The following is a 17369-nucleotide window of genomic DNA, read 5'->3' on the forward strand; positions in this document are numbered from 1 at the left end:
GACAACAGTTGTAGGGTGGGCAAAGCGCAGCGTGCCCACCATTCAGGATCGAGATCGAGGATAGATGGTGGGCACGGCGCAAGCGCGCCTTTGCCCACCCTACGAGACTGCCTCACATCGCGCGCGCAAAGCGGCGGAAGCCCGGCGAGCCCGTGATCGCTTCGAACGCGGGATCGCGTTTCTCTTCGGCGAATGCGAAGCCGGCTTTGGCATAACAGCGCTCGGCCGCCTCGTTGCCGATCAGAAACGAGATCGAGGCCTGCTCGAACCCTGCCGCCCTGCCTTTGGCCAGCGCGTGATCGATCAGCGCCTGCACCAGCCCGCGGCCGCGATACTCCGGCAGCGTCGCGACATGCTCGATCAGCCAGTCGCCCTCACCGCCCTGCACCCAGCAATTCGCTCCATAGGCGCCACGCCGGAGAATCGCCTTCAGATCGGTGGCGCTCATCCCTATCGCGGTCGCCACCTCCTGGATCGCCGCCCGCGCGGCGGCCTCGGTGCCTTCAGCGGGCAGCGCGCAGAGCGATGCCGCCGGCTCACCCTCGACTTCAGCGACGATGAATTGGGTGATGTGCCACCACGATTGCGTTGGCGCGATCGCGATGCATTCTACGAACGCAAGGCATTGCGGCTCGTCCCAGCCAAGCGCGATGTCGAACCAACCGCGCGGGAACGGGCCGCGCTGCGAGGACAGGATATTGCGGGCAATGAAGCTTGCGTCGTCGAGACGCGCTGGACGGATCGCAGGTCGCGACCGCCCCGCCATCATGTCAGGCATTCTTCAGCGCGACGCGGAACTCGGCTTCGGTCTTCGCCTTCACCTCGTCCAGCGTGACGCCGTCGGCGAGCTCGATCAGCGCCATGCCGTCCTTGCCGTGCTTGTCTATGGTGAAGACGGCGAGATCGGTCACCACCATGTCGACGACGTGCTCGCCGGTCAGCGGCAGGCTGCACTTCTTCAGAAGTTTTGGGCCGTCCTTGGCGGAGTGCTCCATCACGACGACGACGCGCTTGACGCCGGCGACGAGATCCATCGCGCCGCCCATGCCCTTCACCATCTTGCCGGGGATCATCCAGTTGGCGAGGTCGCCGTTCTGCGCCACCTGCATTGCGCCGAGGATCGACAGATCGATATGCCCGCCGCGCACCATGCCGAAGGAATCGGCCGAGGAGAAATAGCTGGTCGACGGCAATTCGCTGACCGTCTGCTTGCCGGCATTGATAAGGTCGGCGTCCACCTCATCCTCATAGGGGAACGGGCCCATGCCGAGCATGCCGTTCTCGCTCTGCAGGTTCACGTCCATGCCCTCGGGGATGTAGTTCGAGACCAGCGTCGGAATGCCGATGCCGAGATTGACGTAATAGCCGTCGCGCAACTCTTTCGCGGCACGAGCGGCCATCTGTTCACGTGTCCAGGCCATGTCAGTTCTCCTGTGTCGCGTAATTATAGTTGGCGCATAATCTGATCGGAAAACCGGCTTCCACTTTTCCGGACCATTCGCTAAGCGGCGGGCCGCGGGCGGGTGTTGCGGAACTCGATCCGCTTCTTGCCGGCGCCGACCTCGATGATGCGTTTGACGAAAATGCCGGGGGTGTGGATGTGGTCGGGATTGAGTTCGCCGGCGGGAACCAGATGCTCGACCTCGGCCACCGTGATCTTGGCGGCGGTTGCCATCATCGGGTTAAAATTGCGCGCGGTCTTGCGATAGATCAGGTTGCCGGCGGTGTCGCCCTTCCAGGCATGAACGATGGCGAGGTCCGCGAACAGGCCGCGCTCCATGATGTATTTCTCGCCGTCGAATTCCTTCACTTCCTTGCCTTCGGCGATCAGCGTACCGACGCCGGTCTTGGTGTAGAAGGCCGGGATACCGGCGCCGCCGGCGCGGATGCGCTCGGCCAGCGTGCCCTGCGGGTTGAATTCGAGTTCCAGCTCGCCGGCAAGGTATTGCTGGGCAAACAGCTTGTTCTCGCCGACATAGGACGAGATCATCTTTTTGATCTGCCGCGTTTCCAGGAGCCGGCTCAGGCCGATGCCGTCCACGCCGGCATTGTTGGAGACAACCGTCAGATTCTTGACGCCGGAATCGCGGATCGCGTCCGACAGGGTTTCGGCGATACCGCACAGACCGAAACCGCCCGACATGATCATCATGCCGTCCTTGAGGACGCCATCGAGTGCCGATTTGGCGTCAGGGTAAACCTTGTTCATGGATGTTTGACCTGATGGAGGGAACGGCCGAATGCCGGCATTGTCGGGATTATTAGGCGAATTTTTCGCGGTGCGTCAATGCGCTCAGCCGCCAATAACGCCCTTCAGACCGGCATACAGGGACCCGGCCGCGGTCCCCACGATACCCACCATGGGCCCGGCCGCCGTCATCAGGTCCTGAATGATGCGAGCGCGGCGGCGCAGGTGCTCCGGGCCGACATGCCGACCGACGAGCAGGCCTGCAGCCTTGTAGGCGAGCGGGTTGGGCTTGCCGCCGCCCTGCGTCACCGTTTTCGGCAGCACATCGACAATCAAGAAGCCGAGAATGTTGCCGGTCACGAAAGCCAGCGCGATGCTGGCGGTATATTCGATCACCTCTCGCCATTCGACCCAGGGCCCGGGCACGACCGGAACATTGTCGTTGATGCCGGTCACGGTGAGCATGCATGTCACGGCGATCGCTGCCGTCAAAAACCCGACCGCAATGGCGCCGCGCCACCCGATTTTCAGATGCGAATGAATCAGGAAGCCGAACGGCAGCGGAATGATTACCGAAGCCAGCCGGAGATAGAGCGGGGTAATGTCCAGGATGATGGTGATGAGGATGTGAGCGGCCACCAGCAGGATGACCGGGATCAGGACATAGGCGAGCGAATGAACGCCGTAGTATCGCAAGGGGGAACGAATCCGCTCGATGCGCGCATTGGTCCGATCGAGTTCACGCTGCAGGGCGTCGAGTTCGATGACGATTTTCTCGATCTCGATGATGACAGGGCGTACGATCCGCAGATCCCGCGAGCAATGTTTGCAGACGACCGCCTCATCCTTGATCGTTTCGGCGCAGAACGGGCATTCCATCAGGCTGACCGATTTTTTCTGCGGCGCCTGAGCGCCTCGAGTTCGCTCTTCGCCCGCTCCAGTTCGAGCCGCAGCGTGTCGCGCTTGCGCGCCAATTCGTTACGCTCCGCCATCAGCGACTCCGGCACCGCGATCTCCCGCGAGCAGGAGCCGCACGCCAGCGCTTCGGGTGGATTTTCCCTCGCGCAGTATGGACAGGCGGCGCTCAGGGGACGACTTTCAGGATGAAGCTCGTAGTCCCGACACGCCCGTCGGTGTCCTTGACGTCGACCCGCACCATGTGCTCGCCAGCCGGCAGTTCGACCTCCGGCATATCAATCCCGCGCGGCCCAGCGAAGGATTTGACCCGCGACGTGAGATCGACGTTCGGGGTCCGCAGATAGGTCATCTTGACCGAATCCGGATCGATCTTCGCCCCGCCATAGGGTTCGAATTTGAGCTGAAGCCGCATCGGAGACCGGAGCTGCCCGCCGCCGGTCAGGAGATCGACCTTGGGTCCCCGCGTGATTCCGCGCCGCTCGGCCGCCACCGCGCCTTTCGGCGGCGGCAGCGCGGCTTCCTCGGCCGTGATCAAAACCTGCGCCGCTTCCGCCGGCATCGCTCCGGCGGCGATAACCGCAATACTTCCCAACAGAAGCCCCAAGCCGCAGATACGCACGATCGTTCTCCCCCTGCCCTTCAACATTATCTCACGCCGCCATCGCCGATGATGGTGTACGGCGCCCAAAACAACGGATGCCCGTAGGCGAATTCGGTCTTGCCGTCGGCACCAGCGTAGCCGGGGCCGTCCGCCAGAGCCATCATCGCCTGCCGCAGCGCTTCGCCCCGCGTCAATTTCGGATCCTGCGCTTGGCGCCTGAACAGATCGGTCACCAGTTTACGCGCCGACTGCGAATGGACGGACCAGTTGGTCACCAGCAGCGCGCGGGTGCCGGCGTAGAAAAACGCGCGGCCGAGGCCTGAGGCGGCTTCGGCGCCGGCGCCCGCGCCGGTACCGGTGTTGCACGCCGATAGCACGACCCAGTCGGCGTCGAGCTTCAGCCCAAGGATTTCCTCCATCGTCAGCAGGCCGTCGCCCTCGCCGCCGGTGACGGTGGGCGATGACAGCGCCAGCGCCGGCTGCGACAGGCCGTTCAGCTCGCCGGGCACGAGGCCATGGGTGGCGAACGCCAGCACCTTGAAACCCGAAAGATCCATCGTCTTGACCGCCTGCTCGCTGGCCTGCTTGCCTAGGTTGAGGACTTTCGAGGGATCGGCCTGCAGCGCCAGCGCGATCGATTTCAACTCGTCCGACGTATCGGGCAGCCGCGGCAACATCGCCAGTTCGGCGCTGTCGACGCCATCGAGTTTCGGGCTGTTGCGCCGCTTCAACGGACCGCCTCGCGTCGTGTTGCCGGAAGCATCGGCGACCCTGACCTTGTCGGCGTTGTCAGCCTCGGCTTCCTGTTCCTTGCTGAAGTAAGGATCGCCGAACGCGATCAGTTCGCCGCGGCCCGGCTTGCCCGGCGGCAGTTGACGCAAGGTGCGCAGCGCCGCGGCCGAAGGCACGGTCGTGACCGCGTGCGTCCGCGCCAGCCACGGCACATCCTTGTAGCTTGCAAACAGCGGATCGTCGTCGCTGCGGATCTCGGCCGGCGCCGTTGGCAACAGCGACAATGGCAGCAGGCCGAGCGCGCCATTGGTCACCAGGATCAGGTTCCTGGCTGGCTTCCATCCGCTCTCGACCGGCTGCAGCAGCAGCGAATAGAGCTCATGCGCGAGCTTGAGATCGAACGGCGGAATGTCCGAGATCATCGCCGCCTGCGGCTCCAGCGCCTCGCGCAGCTTGCGAACCTTGCTCTCGAGATCGCCGCTTGTCGCCTTGATCGCGGCGAACGCGACCGGGCCGTTCTTCGGAACCGCCCAGACGAAGCTGCTGGTCTGTCCGAAATAGAATGACAGCATGGCCTCGCCGTCGGCCAGTGTGGCCTTGATCTGCTCGACCGATGGCGGCTTTGGCGAGATCAGGTCGGCATAGGCCGGGAAGCGCCGGCTGATTTCCTGCCGCGCCTTGGTGCGATCGGCGCGCAGGGCGTTGATCGACGCATTGATCGCCTGAACGCCTTTCTCGTCCCGCTCGTGCGACGGCAGCGACAACACGTTGGTGAGCGTTCCGAGCTGCGCATTCACCTGCTTGCCGAGGTCCTGTTCTTTCCGCACCAGTTCGGCCAGCGCCGGATCCTTGGCGGAGGCACGCGCACTCGATGCCGCCAGCGCCTGCTGCACGGAGCGGCCGCGAATGGCATCGGCAAGGCTGAAGGTCTCAGTGCCGACATCGCCGGATGCATTCTTCTCCCGCGCCAGCATGTTCAGATACGCCTCGACGATGCCCTGCAGGCGCTGGCTGCGCGCCGCAACCGCGGTTGTATTGTCGTCATCGGCGTTCTCGCGCGAGGAAGCCATCAGGATCGGAATCGCCGCCCTGAATTCGCGGATCGCGTCCTGGTCGCGTCCGGCCCGCATCAGGCCGATCGCCAGCGTACCGCGGGCCGAGGCGGTATCGAAATGATTTTCGCCGACGCGGGAAATCTGCTTCTTCACAAGCTGTTCGGCCGCCGCGATGCCGGCCTCGAGCTGCCCAGAGGCATAGAGCGAGGAAATCCGCCCGCCGTTGAGTTCGAAAGCCTCTCGCCGCGCCGGCTCCCACTTCGCGATCGCATTGTCGATCTGCGCAAAGACCGCGATCGCATCCCGGCCCTTGCGCTGCAGATTCAGGATGCCGCCGAGCTGCGACAACAACTGCACATTCGAGAGAGAATCTTCCGCGACGCCAACGGTCCGGGCGATCTCCAGGGATACCCGCGCCAGTTGCTCTGCTTCGACGTAGCGGCCCTGCCCGACGAGAATGTCGGCCAGCCCCCCGATGAAGCGTGGCGTGACGGGACTGTACTTGCCCTGATTTTTCAACTGCGACAGCAGCGCACGGCGGGCGTCGACCTCGGCCTCCGCGAACCGTCCCTGCCGCGCCTTCACGCGAGCTTGGCTGAGTACGGTAAAGTCAACAGCGAGCACGAGGCTGGACTCGGAAGGCGGATGCTCTGAACCTAACAGGCCTTTGATCCCGGCTCGCCTGCGCAGTTCGCCAAGTTTGAACGAGGCCTCGGCCTCGCGGAATTGCCCCCGCGCTTCGAACAGCATGGCGCGGCCGAGCTCGATTTCGGCCTCCCAGTTCTGGCCGTAGTTATTGTAGGCCTCCCGCTTGACCGGATGGCCGGTGGTCCGGAATTCCTGAATCTGCGGCTGGCTGCGGCGCAGGTAGGCCTCCGCCTGCGCGATATCGCCCATCTGGATCAGGAATCCCGCAATCGCGCGGTTGGCGCCGTACAGGAACCCCCTGGCCCCCTTCTGGTTGGATGTCTCGCGAAGCAGCCGCTGATACAGTTCAAAGGCCTTCTTGGGATCGCCGGCCGCGGAGTATTGCTGGGCAGCGAGCGAAATCAACCTTCCCATCAAGAGGGCGGAAACCGCCCCACGTCCGACTTCAATGGCCTTGTTCGCGTCGGCGATGGAATCGGCGAGCCGGCCGAGTTGTGCCCTGGCGTTGCCGCGATCGAAATAAAATTGCGCGAGATCTTCGCGCGATTCCTTGCCGGTCGGCTTTGCGTCTGCCTCGGCCTTCAGCTCCTCGATCGTCTTGAGATCGGCTTTCTCGCTGTCCAGGATCGCGGTGATATCGGTGATCGTTCTCGGCGGCGCGACGAATCCAGCGGGCAGCGCGCTGCCGGGAGCAACTTTCGGTGCGGCTTCGGTCGGAATGGCGACCGCGACATTGGCGCGGCCATTGGCCTTGTCCAGGGCGGCCATCACACAGGCGCGGACTGGGGAGAAAGCCTTGGCACGACATGCTTCCAAGTTTCCCGCCCCGCCGGAGGCTCGCATGCAGGCCTGAACGATCGGCCGGCCGACCGTCATCCGGCAGCTTTCCTGGGCGGCCTCGACGCTGAGCGCCTGCGCCGCCGGCGCGGTTACCGCAAGCACCGCCGTCGCGATGACCCATCTTGACGTAGCGGCTTGGATTGCAAGGAAGTTGGCAGGCCTAAAACGCAGGCGAGAATTAGTATGCGAGGACATTTAATGACCCCCAGTAAATATTCACAATGAGCAATAAGGAAATACTAGCAAGCCGGCCCAAGGCTGTCATGGAATTCCAAGGCCGGGCATCCAGGGGCTTCTGGTCGCATCCGGAATCGTACGGGTTTTGGGCGGAGCGGGCTGTAAAGGCCTGTGATCTCCACCCAGGAACCGGCGTAGTCGGCCTTGAAAGCGTCAAGAAAACCCTTCAAGTTGCGTGGGTTGGCACGGGCTTACCAGTGCGCCGCCCGCCCTGATCAAGATAGACCCTTAATCAACAAGTCCCTGTAGCAGCAACCCGAGTTCGGTTTAGCCAGATCCGGATATGTCATTGACGATGGCCCAAGGAATGAAGCGCCTCGGGATGCCGATCGCGGCGCTGTTTGGCGTGGCCGTGCTCGCCCTGATCGGCACCTCCTGGTTCCTCAACCGCGACGCGCTGCGGCAGGCGGTTGAGGCGCAGATCCGCGCGGTCACCGGGCTCGATCTGGTCGTGTCAGGCGCGATCGACGTTTCGGTGTTTCCGGGGAGCTACGTTTCCTTTCACAATGTCGGGCTGAAGGGCGGCGGCACCACCGACCCCGCGCTGCAGGTCGATGTGCTGACCGCGAACCTGCGCCTGCTGCCGCTGTTGCTGCGCCGCTTTGAAATCGCAGATGTCATGATGCTGCGGCCGCACATCCGCGTCGTCAGGGAAGCGGGCGGCGAGAGCAACTGGACACCGTTCATCGAACGGATCGCGCGCACAATGAAGCCCGGCGCCGAGAACCAGGTCTCGTTCTCTGAAATCCGAATTCAGGACGGCGTGATCAAATACGAGGACGCCACCAACAACGTCAAAGAGCAGCTTGGCGATATCGATCTCTCGCTGGCATGGCCGTCGATTTCGCGCTCGTTCGCGGCGACCGGACAGTTCGACTGGCGCGGCGAGCGCGTGGACGGATCGATCTCGGCCAGCGACTTCGTTGCGATGCTGTCGCGCGACCGCTCGGGCCTGAAAGCGCGGCTGGTCAGCGCGCCCGTCAAGCTCGCGTTCGACGGCTCGGTCGCCAACCGCACCAGCCTGATGATGGAAGGCACGGTGACCGCTGACAGCCTGTCGCTGCGCAATGCGCTGCGCTGGATGGGACAGGCGGTGCCCGGCAGCGGCGGCTTCGGCCGGTTCGCGTTGAGGGCCCGCGCCAATGTCGTCGGCGCCTCGGTTGCGCTCACGAACGTGAATGTCGAGCTCGACGGCAATGTTGCCGAAGGCGTGATGACGGTTGCCAATAACGGCCGCCAGACGCTGCAGGCAACGCTGGCGGCCGGCGCGCTGGATTTCACGCCCTACATCTCGACCTTCCGCCTGCTGGCGAGCGGCGCGCGCGACTGGAACAGGCAATTGTTCGACCTGACGTCGCTTTCCGCCACCGACCTCGACATGCGCCTGTCGGCGGCGCGGGTGACGGTCGGCGGAACCAAGCTCGGCCGCACTGCCCTTGGCGCCAACCTGCGCGGCGGTGCGCTGGCGCTCTCGGTCGGCGAAGCGCAGATGTATGGCGGCATTGCCAAGGGGTCGTTCGGGATCGCGCGCCTGGACACGGTGGCCGACGTCAAGGCGCAGTTGCAGTTCACCGATGTCGATCTGCAGGCCTGCGCCAATGAATTGTTCGGCATCACCAAACTGTCCGGCCGCGGCAATCTCGGCCTCTCGCTGGTGGCGTCGGGCGCGAGCCCGTTCGGGCTCGCCTCCTCGCTCGACGGCACGGCGACGATGACCGGTCATGATGGCGCGATCGCAGGCTTCAATGTCGAGCAACTCCTGAAGCGGCTGGAGCGGCGGCCGTTGTCCGGCGGCGGCAACTTCCGCAGCGGTTCGACGCCTTACGACAATCTCTCGGTTTCGGTGCGGTTCAACGACGGCATCGCCACCGTCGAGGATATCCGCGTCGACGGACCGACGACGCGCCTGACCCTGACCGGCACCGCCTCGGTGCCGAGCCGCGAATACGACCTCAAGGGCGTCGCCAGCCTGACCTCAGCCGCCGGCAGCGGCGACAAGGGCTTTGAACTGCCCTTCGTGGTGCAGGGCCCATGGGACGATCCGCTGGTGTTTCCCGATCCCGAAAGCCTGATCCGCCGCTCGCCGGGCGCAGCGCCGCTGCTGGACGCCGTGAAAGACCGCAAGACGCGCGATGCGGTGCGCTCGGTGATCGAGCGGTTTACGGGTGGCGGACCGAGGCCGGCGGCGGCGGATGGGGCGGCTGGGGCGAAGGCGAACTAGCCTGGTCGCGGTCGCGTAGCCCCGATGAGCGGCAGCGACATCCGGGATTTGTCTCCCGCATATCGCCCTGCGAATGCGAGCTACATGCCACGGGCTAGTTGGACAAGACTGACGATATCGATCAGTGTGGCGGCTGCTGCCGCAAAGACGATCACGAAGGTGAATGCGTGAAGGAGATACTTCTTATATGGAGGTCGTTTTTCACGCTCAGCAGCAAATTCTCTTGCGAACGGCTTTGAGAAGATGAGAATCGATGCGGCAGCCAGGCTTAGGACCGCCATCGTAATCGCCCAGACGACGCCGACGTGCATTGGTTTGGCAAAGCTCCACAGCGCGAAGACGACAGTCCCTGCAAAGAAAATATACAATGCTGCGCCGGCGTATCGCGCAATCCTGCTCAGCAGCCAAAGGCCTATCAAAATTATCAACGCTTCCAGGCCTTGAAACGCACTGCCGTAGCTGAGGTGTGGCAAATACCACTGCGAATATAGGAAAAAGCCGCAATTCAAGACCACTATCAAAGCTGAAAGATAAAGCGCCGCCCTGTAACCGCATCGCTCAAGCATGCAACCCCCTCTAAACTGTCACGCTCAATTCACTGAGTCGAAATCATAAGCGCGCTGAGCAGACGATCACGGGACGTCATTGCTCCGACTACCCCCGACACCATACGGCTTGTTGAGAAAGTAACTCCGGTTACCCAGCGCCGCTTCGGCATACTGATCGATTGCAACGATGATCGCCTGGACGTGGGCGTGGCACCAGCCTTCCCGCGTCGCCCGGATGCGCACCTCCGCCAGGGCTTTTATCCATGGCGGGTTGTCCGCGTTGGGGTCGTACCATCTGAGCGGTCCGGACATAGCTGGCCCCTGTCGATGAAGTCTTTCAGCTCCGCTCGCATGCGCGCGAGCAGGAGCTGCGCCCGCGCATTGTCCAATCCGGAGTGATCGAGCTGACGCATGAGCTTGTCCAGTTCGACGATCCGTTGGCGCAGCGATTGAATCGGGTCATCGCTCACGGCGGCCTCGAGCCTTTTCCGTTCCGATAAAATCGGAACGGGGCTCTAGATTCTTGATTTGACGCGTTTCCTTGACGCGAACCGGTCCCCACCCCGGATCAAGTCCGGGGCTGGCTTTCGCTGGAAAACGCATCGGCGCCCCGTTCGAAGGCTTCCTGCAGACCGCGCGAACGTCCAGCTTTAGCCGCTCATCGACGTTGAGCAGCCGTTCTTCGCCGCCGAGCCGGTTCCGCTCGCTGATCAGGCCGACCATGGTGACCCGCATGGACATCAGGTGAACAGCGGCTGCCGAGCAGTCCTCATCCCGGTTGATCTGTTTGCGGATATTATCCTCCGCACTCAGCATCTCCGCCCGCAAGAACCTGATTTTTCTACGAATTTCATTCAATTTGTTGTCCATGGGCCACCTCGCTAGGGTTGAACTCCATAAAGAACAAATAAAGAACAAATTTCAAGTTAAGAGTCGGCTCCCGAGCAAAGATTCTTTGGAGCTGCCCGATGTCCCGCCTACCCGACCAGGTGGACGCCCCGAATGACACCCCGCCAACTGGCAACGCTCCGCACCTACCAGCCAAAACTGTTCGAGAAGGATTTGACGGCCAGGGAAGCCGAGCGACGGATTGCGGTGCTGAAGGCGGAGATTGAGTTGGCGAATTCGTTCTGAACGGTCGGCTGTTGCATCATCAAGATAAGCAAGCCCTTGAAACGATATCTGGGCCATCCATATACCATCCATACAGACGCTATATGGATGGTGCAATTATGGCAACTAACGTCCGGGAACTTCGACCCAAGCCGCCTGAAACAGAGAAAATCACGATCAATCTTGGTTATGTCGACCTTGGTCACGTCGATCTGATGGTTCAGGAAGGGTTCTACTCGAACCGCACCGATTTCATTCGAACAGCGATCCGGAACCAACTCGAACGTCATGCCGACGTCGTAAAGCAGTCAACGGTCCGAAAAAGTCTGGACCTCGGACTGCGAAACTACAGCCGCGAGGACCTCGAAGCCGTGCGGCGAGCGGGTGAGATGCTGCACATCAATGTTCTGGGCCTTGCCAGCATCGCCCAAGACGTCACGCCTGAGCTTGCTCGCGCCACCATTGCCTCAGTCTCCGTGCTGGGCGCATTGCATGCCAGTCCAGCCGTGAAGGCCGCCCTCGCCGACAGGACACGGTGAAGGCGATGCTGAACCAGGACATAATTCGGGAGGCGACACGCCTCACGCGCGCGGGCCAACTCGTTGAGGCCACCGCGCTCCTTCAGCGCATGCTTCGCGGCGAGAGCGCGCCAGACGCGTCATCGGATACCGACGGTCGCATCGCTCTTCCAGGACGCAAACCGCTCATCATTGACGCGAAGGCCGATGCTGTTGAGGAGAAGACCGATAGTCATCCGAAATTAGAGCCAGCCCCCTCCGCACAACCGCGCATGCCCCGCGCGTTACTGGATCGCAAAGAGGCGCGCTCTGGGATCGAACTGCGGGGTGTGATGAAGCGCGCCCCGCTGTCCACGCCGGACATCGTGCCGGAGGGCGCCCGGTTCATTGAAAGGACGTACAGCAGTCCCGCGGGAAGCCGTGCCTACAGGCTCTTCATCCCGAGCCGCTATCGGGAGCAGCCGCTTCCCTTGGTCGTCATGCTTCACGGCTGTACTCAGTCGCCGGATGATTTCGCCGCCGGCACGAGGATGAACTTTCTCGCGGAGGAACAGAATTGCTTCGTGGTCTATCCGGCTCAGCCCAGCCAGGCAAATCAGGCGAAATGCTGGAACTGGTTTCGCACAGCCGACCAGCAGCGAGGCAGGGGCGAACCCTCGCTTATCGCAGGCATCACTCGCCAAATCATGGATGACTATTTGGTTGATCGAAAGCGCGTCTACGTGGGTGGACTGTCGGCCGGAGCTGCCGCCGCGGCTATCATGGGAGCGACATACAACGATCTGTACGCGGCAATCGGTATACATTCTGGCCTCGCGTGCGGAGTTGCCACCGACCTTCCCTCTGCGCTTGTCGCGATGCGACAAGGCGGGTCCGATCTCAAGGCAATCTTAGGTGACCGGCCACCTGTCCCAACCATTGTTTTCCACGGCGATCGCGACGCTACCGTGCACCCAAACAATGGCGGTCAAATTCTTGAACAATCTGTGAGAGCGATGAGCACACAAAAGAAGGTGCATCGCGGGAAAGTACCCGGAGGGCATGCCTATACCCGAACGATCCTGAGCGACGCGAGCGGACGCGGAATGTTGGAGCACTGGAATATCCACGGAGCCGGACACGCATGGTCCGGAGGCAGCCCTGCGGGGTCCTACACTGATCCGCGAGGACCGGACGCAACAAGGGAAATGCTTCGTTTTTTTCTCGAGCATTCGCTCCCAGAGGAGTAAGGCCGCCTCAGTCGGCGGCCGATCTCGCGATGTCGCCTGTTGGGCACTGAGACGACATCGCCCGGCCGCCAAATGTCCGCTTTGCGCCGGAAGCAGCAAGCGTGCAACATCTGGGACGTTATCTTTGATCCCGCATATTGCATGCGCTCATGCGGGCTACGCTTGCTGCGTTTTCGACCCCAGACCCGTTGCGCCAAAAAACTAATTTGCTCAACCAAATCAACCTGATTTCACTCGTCCAGTCCTCGCCAAAAAAAATATTCCCCTTCCCGTTTCCCCCAAATCACCCCCATAACTCCCGCACCTCATCCCCTTGAACGAGGGGCGTATCGCGATCGTCACGAAACGTTGGGATGGGATGCGGTGGACGCGGCAGCGTTGGGCGCGCAGGCATGTTCGCAGGGCGGTTTTCCGTGAGCGATCGACAGCGTGTAGACGAACGGCGCTTGAACGCCTCCGCCAAAACTTTGGCTGGTCGCATATGGCTGGTCGAATGGTTTGGTGAAGGAAGCTGCGTACGGCAAAACCGTGTGGTCCTGGCACCCGTGGCTGGTGCTAAATCGGCGGAGGTTGTTCGAGCCCAACCGGGTTTCGATCGACCGCTAATTCGTCGATGACGGAGGCAAGAGGAATTCGTCTCCGGGGAGAGCACGGCATAAGCCGTAAAGCCATTGCGCAGGGAAGGCCGGATGCTCTCCGCTGGACCTGTATGCTCGTGTGCGCACTTCTTTGTGCACATTGCACACGAGACCGCGGGTGCAGCGCGCACCCGGTCTTCCCTGCGCCCTCGTTGGGCGAGAGCTTCGGTCAAGCCTCGGGCGCATCGCGCCGCGAGATCGCGGGTTCGCGCCGTTCTCCCCCGGCTTTCGGTATCCGAGGGCGCAAATGATTGAACCAAAATGATTGAACCAAATGCCGAGGCGCAACCGTGTGGTTTGCCGCATTTGCGCCCGGAATGTCCCCCTACAGAAGTCTGCCTTGCCCCATCTGGATCGCGTCGCGCGCATGGGCTAAGTGTTTTATCCAACCGGTTAACAAGCCGGCGTTTTCAGGGAGAACAACGTGATATCCAAGAAACTAGGTGGGCTTTCACTCGCGGTCGCAGCCGTCGGGCTGTTTTACGCCACCGCACCCGCGCTGGCCCAGCAAAAAACCATCACCGTCTGGTTCGGCAAGGGCTTTTACAAGTCCGAGGACGACGCACTTTTGGAGGCGATCAAGAAGTTCGAGGCCAAGACCGGCATCAAGGTCGAACTGTCGCAATACGCCATTCAGGACATGATCCCGAAGACGGTGGCGGCGCTGGATTCCGGCACCGTGCCCGATGTCGCCTATTCCGACAGCTATGACGTGCAGGCGCAGGGCAAATGGGCCTATGAGGGCAAGCTCGAGGATCTCGGCGACATCCTGCTGCCGATGAAGTCCGCGTTCGCGCCGAACACGCTGGAAACCGCGCTGCTCTATAACGACGTCGCCAAGAAGAAGGCCTATTACGGCTTTCCGCTGAAGCAGCAGAGCATGCACGTCCAGATCTGGCAGGACATGCTGGAGCAGGCCGGCTTCAAGCAGAGCGACATCCCGACCAAATGGGAAGACTACTGGTCGTTCTGGTGCAACAAGGTGCAGCCGGCGATCCGCAAGGCCACCGGCCAGCGCGTCTACGCCGTCGGCCAGCCGATGGGCGTTGAATCCACCGACTCGTTCCAGTCGTTCTACACCTTCATGGACGCCTACAACGTCAAGCTGGTTGATGACGACGGCAAGCTTACGGTTGACGATCCCAAGGTGCGCGAGAACCTGATCAAGGCGATGAAGGATTACACCGACACCTACATCAAGGGCTGCACGCCACCCTCCTCCACCACTTGGAAGGATCCGGACAACAACGTCGCTTTCCACAACAAGACGATCGTGATGACGCACAACTTCACGATCTCGATCGCGGCGAAATGGCTCGACGACGCCAACAACCCGGCGCTGACGCCGGAACAGCGCGCGCTCGGCAAGAAGAACTATGACGAGACCATCATCACCGCGTCGTTCCCCAACAAGCCGGACGGCACGCCGATCAAGTACCGCTCGGACGTCAAGACCGGCTTGATGTTCACGGTCGCCAAGAACAAGGCCGAGGGCAAGGAATTCATCAAATTCCTGCTGCAGGAAGAGAACGTGCGGCCCTATATCGAGGGCGCGCTCGGCCGCTGGTTCCCGGTGACATCAGCCAGCCAGCAGAGCCCGTTCTGGCAAGCTGACCGCCATCGCAAGGCTGTGTACAATCAGTTCACCGGCGGCACCACGCCGTTCGACTTCACCAAGAACTGGAAGTTCACGATCCTGAACAACGAGAACGTCTGGGCCAAGGCGATGAACCGCGTGGTGAGCGAGAAGGTTCCGGTCGACAAGGCCGTCGACGAACTGATCGCCCGCATCAAGCAGGTCGCGGGTTGATGTAACGATGCCGACCGCCGCGAGAGTATGGTCTTCGTCGTCCCTGCCTAGTGCGCCGTTGCGCACGGAGCAGGGAGCCATACGCCGCGGCGGCCGCTTTTGAAAAATGCCCCGGTCGACGGCCTTGCGCAACAACAACGGCCTGTGGTTATGGGTCCCTGCTTTCGCAGGGACGACGGCGTAGCTGCGGCCGGCATCCCGTTCCAAGAGTAAACGTATGGCAATCACGCTTTCGGGCGATCACGCAATAGCAAGCCCGCCGCTCTCAGCCCGGCTGACCACACCGCAGGTCTGGGGCATCGTGCTGCTCGCGCCCTATATCCTCGTGTTCCTGGCCTTCGTGGTCTATCCCGTCGGCTACGGGCTGTGGCTGGCGCGGCATCCGGCGAGCTATGTCGCGCTCTATCACGACCCGATCTTCGCGCGTGCTGCCGTCAACACGCTGATCTTCCTGCTCGTCGGCATCAATCTCAAGATGGCGATCGCGCTGTTTTTGTCCGGCTTCTTCGCGCAGCAGCGCACCTGGATCAAATGGCTGTCGGTGCTGTTCATCCTGCCCTGGGCGGTGCCGTCGATCCCGACCATCCTCTCCGTGCGCTTCATGTTCAATCCCGAATGGGGCGTGATCAACCAGTTGATCTTCAAGTTCACCGCCGAGGACGGCCCGAACTGGCTGAACGATCCGACGGTGGCGCTCGCCATGGCGATCGGCGTGCACATCTGGAAATCGCTGCCGTTCTGGACGCTGATCCTGATGACCGGGCGGCTTGCGATCTCGCACGATCTCTATGAAGCTGCCGAGGTCGACGGCGCGAGCTGGTCGCAGAAATTCCGCTACATCACCTGGCCGTCGATGCAAACGCTCTACGTCACCTGCACGCTGCTCTCGATGATCTGGACGCTCGGCGATTTCAACAGCGTCTATCTGCTCACCGGAGGCGGCCCCGCCGACCTCACCCACGTGCTGGCCACGCTCGGTATCCGCTATCTCCGGCTCGATCAGCTCTCGCTCGCGATGGCCTCCATCGTCTGCGCGCTGCCGTTCGTGCTGCCGCTGGTCTATTTCATGATGAAACGGTTGTCGCGATGAAGCTGCCCACCCTCCGCGAAATCGGCACCGAAGCAAAACTGCTCTTGATCGGCATCCCCGTGCTCATCTGGACGCTGGTGCCGATCTACCACATGTTCCTGTTCGCGATCTCCCCGAAGGAAGACGCGTTCTCGGGAAAACTCTGGCCCACGCATCCGACGCTGAACAATTTCAAGATCGTGTTCTACCAGGAGCACTACTTCCTGCGCGATTTCTGGATCCAGTTCTTCAATTCGGTGGTGATCGCGCTTTCGGCGGGCGCACTGACGTTGATGATCGCGACCGCGGCCGCGTTCTCGATCTCGCGGCTGCGCGTCCCCGGCGGCCGCTGGGTGATGAATCTGGCGCTGTTCACCTACTTCATCCCGGCGGCCTTCCTCGCCGTGCCGATGTACCGGACCATGGGCAATTACGGCCTGCTCAACAATCACTGGTCGCTGATTCTCGCGATGGTGACGATCGCCTCGCCTTACGCGATCTGGGTCTTGAAGCAGGCCTCCGACAAGCTGCCGGTCGAGCTCGACGAGGCCGCCACCATGGACGGCGCCACCACGCTGCAATTGTTCCGCCTGGTCTATGTGCCCTTGATGATGCCCTCGCTGGTCGCGATCGGCACCTATGCGATCCTGCTCGCCTGGAACGAATATCTCTACGCCTTCCTGCTGCTCTCGAAGGACACCGAGATCACGCTCCCCGTCGCGCTCGGCAACTTCCTGGCCGCGGACGACTCGCCGTGGGAACTCTTGATGACCACCGGCTTCATCTACGCGCTGCCGCCGGCCGCGATCTATTACGCGTTCAAGCGCTACATGGTGGGCGGGCTGACGGCCGGCGCGGTGAAGTCGTGATTGTGCCGTCATTCCGGGATGGTGCGCTAGCACCAGACCTCAGGTGCGCAATTGCGCACCGGGGAATCTCGAGATTCTCAGGGGCGCAAGGGCGCCCCATAGTTCGATGTTTCACATCGCCCCGGAATGACCGGG

Annotated in this window: 16 protein-coding genes; 7 read left to right on the forward strand and 9 right to left on the reverse strand. The window is 62.1% G+C overall.

From position 1 onward, the window contains the following. Positions 1-112: 112 nt before the first annotated feature. The 6 genes from GWE18_RS10790 to GWE18_RS10815 all read right to left on the reverse strand — a co-directional run bounded on the left by GWE18_RS10790 (position 113) and on the right by GWE18_RS10815 (position 7084). Positions 113-778: a GNAT family N-acetyltransferase gene (locus GWE18_RS10790; protein ID WP_275185746.1), complete on the reverse strand. Its 666-nt coding sequence runs from the start codon at positions 776-778 to the stop codon at positions 113-115. Further along, complete coding sequence (locus GWE18_RS10795) at positions 771-1421, reverse strand: 3-oxoacid CoA-transferase subunit B (protein WP_275185747.1); 651 nt, start codon at positions 1419-1421, stop codon at positions 771-773. Before GWE18_RS10795 ends, GWE18_RS10790 begins: the two co-directional genes overlap by 8 nt. Before the next feature lie 80 nt (positions 1422-1501). After that, on the reverse strand, positions 1502-2209 hold the full coding sequence (locus tag GWE18_RS10800; RefSeq protein ID WP_275185748.1) for a CoA transferase subunit A: 708 nt from the start codon (positions 2207-2209) through the stop codon (positions 1502-1504). Between the two features lie 84 nt (positions 2210-2293). Further along, positions 2294-3067: a hypothetical protein gene (locus GWE18_RS10805; RefSeq protein WP_275185749.1), complete on the reverse strand. Its 774-nt coding sequence runs from the start codon at positions 3065-3067 to the stop codon at positions 2294-2296. 205 nt (positions 3068-3272) lie between these two features. Next, a complete protein-coding gene (locus tag GWE18_RS10810) occupies positions 3273-3725 on the reverse strand; it encodes a hypothetical protein (RefSeq protein ID WP_275185750.1) in 453 nt (150 codons plus the stop codon). A gap of 26 nt (positions 3726-3751) precedes the next feature. After that, the gene (locus GWE18_RS10815) at positions 3752-7084 is read right to left on the reverse strand and encodes a CHAT domain-containing protein (protein ID WP_342804248.1); all 3333 of its coding nucleotides are present in this window, start codon (positions 7082-7084) and stop codon (positions 3752-3754) included. A 430-nt stretch (positions 7085-7514) separates the two neighbouring features. Between GWE18_RS10815 and GWE18_RS10820 the strand changes: the two genes are divergently transcribed. Beyond that, positions 7515-9440, forward strand: a complete 1926-nt coding sequence (locus GWE18_RS10820; RefSeq protein ID WP_275185993.1) for an AsmA family protein — start codon at positions 7515-7517, stop codon at positions 9438-9440. Between the two features lie 80 nt (positions 9441-9520). Here GWE18_RS10820 and GWE18_RS10825 read toward each other — a convergent pair whose 3' ends face one another. The 3 genes from GWE18_RS10825 to GWE18_RS10840 form a co-directional block, all read right to left on the reverse strand. Further along, positions 9521-10006 (reverse strand): hypothetical protein, encoded by a 486-nt coding sequence (locus GWE18_RS10825; RefSeq protein WP_275185751.1) that lies wholly within the window; start codon positions 10004-10006, stop codon positions 9521-9523. Positions 10007-10245: 239 nt separating this feature from the next. Continuing rightward, positions 10246-10458 carry a hypothetical protein gene (locus tag GWE18_RS10835; protein ID WP_275185753.1) on the reverse strand — a complete coding sequence of 71 codons (213 nt, stop codon included), beginning with the start codon at positions 10456-10458 and terminating at the stop codon, positions 10246-10248. Continuing rightward, entirely contained in the window at positions 10448-10858 is a 411-nt protein-coding gene (locus tag GWE18_RS10840) for a hypothetical protein (protein WP_275185754.1), read from the reverse strand. The genes GWE18_RS10835 and GWE18_RS10840 overlap by 11 nt, the downstream gene beginning before the upstream one ends. Positions 10859-10990: 132 nt before the next feature. Between GWE18_RS10840 and GWE18_RS10845 the strand changes: the two genes are divergently transcribed. From GWE18_RS10845 to GWE18_RS10870, 6 genes are all read left to right on the forward strand, one after another. After that, on the forward strand, positions 10991-11122 hold the full coding sequence (locus GWE18_RS10845) for a hypothetical protein (protein ID WP_275185755.1): 132 nt from the start codon (positions 10991-10993) through the stop codon (positions 11120-11122). A gap of 98 nt (positions 11123-11220) precedes the next feature. Next, a complete protein-coding gene (locus GWE18_RS10850) occupies positions 11221-11640 on the forward strand; it encodes a CopG family transcriptional regulator (protein WP_275185756.1) in 420 nt (139 codons plus the stop codon). 5 nt (positions 11641-11645) lie between these two features. Next, entirely contained in the window at positions 11646-12848 is a 1203-nt protein-coding gene (locus GWE18_RS10855) for a PHB depolymerase family esterase (RefSeq protein ID WP_275185757.1), read from the forward strand. Between the two features lie 1062 nt (positions 12849-13910). Further along, positions 13911-15296 carry an ABC transporter substrate-binding protein gene (locus GWE18_RS10860; RefSeq protein ID WP_057851916.1) on the forward strand — a complete coding sequence of 462 codons (1386 nt, stop codon included), beginning with the start codon at positions 13911-13913 and terminating at the stop codon, positions 15294-15296. Between the two features lie 217 nt (positions 15297-15513). Beyond that, positions 15514-16386: a sugar ABC transporter permease gene (locus tag GWE18_RS10865; RefSeq protein ID WP_275185758.1), complete on the forward strand. Its 873-nt coding sequence runs from the start codon at positions 15514-15516 to the stop codon at positions 16384-16386. Beyond that, positions 16383-17234, forward strand: a complete 852-nt coding sequence (locus GWE18_RS10870; protein WP_057851914.1) for a carbohydrate ABC transporter permease — start codon at positions 16383-16385, stop codon at positions 17232-17234. Before GWE18_RS10865 ends, GWE18_RS10870 begins: the two co-directional genes overlap by 4 nt. Positions 17235-17369: the final 135 nt, after the last annotated feature.

This window comes from Bradyrhizobium sp. CSA112, from assembly GCF_029051645.1.
Taxonomy (GTDB): domain Bacteria; phylum Pseudomonadota; class Alphaproteobacteria; order Rhizobiales; family Xanthobacteraceae; genus Bradyrhizobium.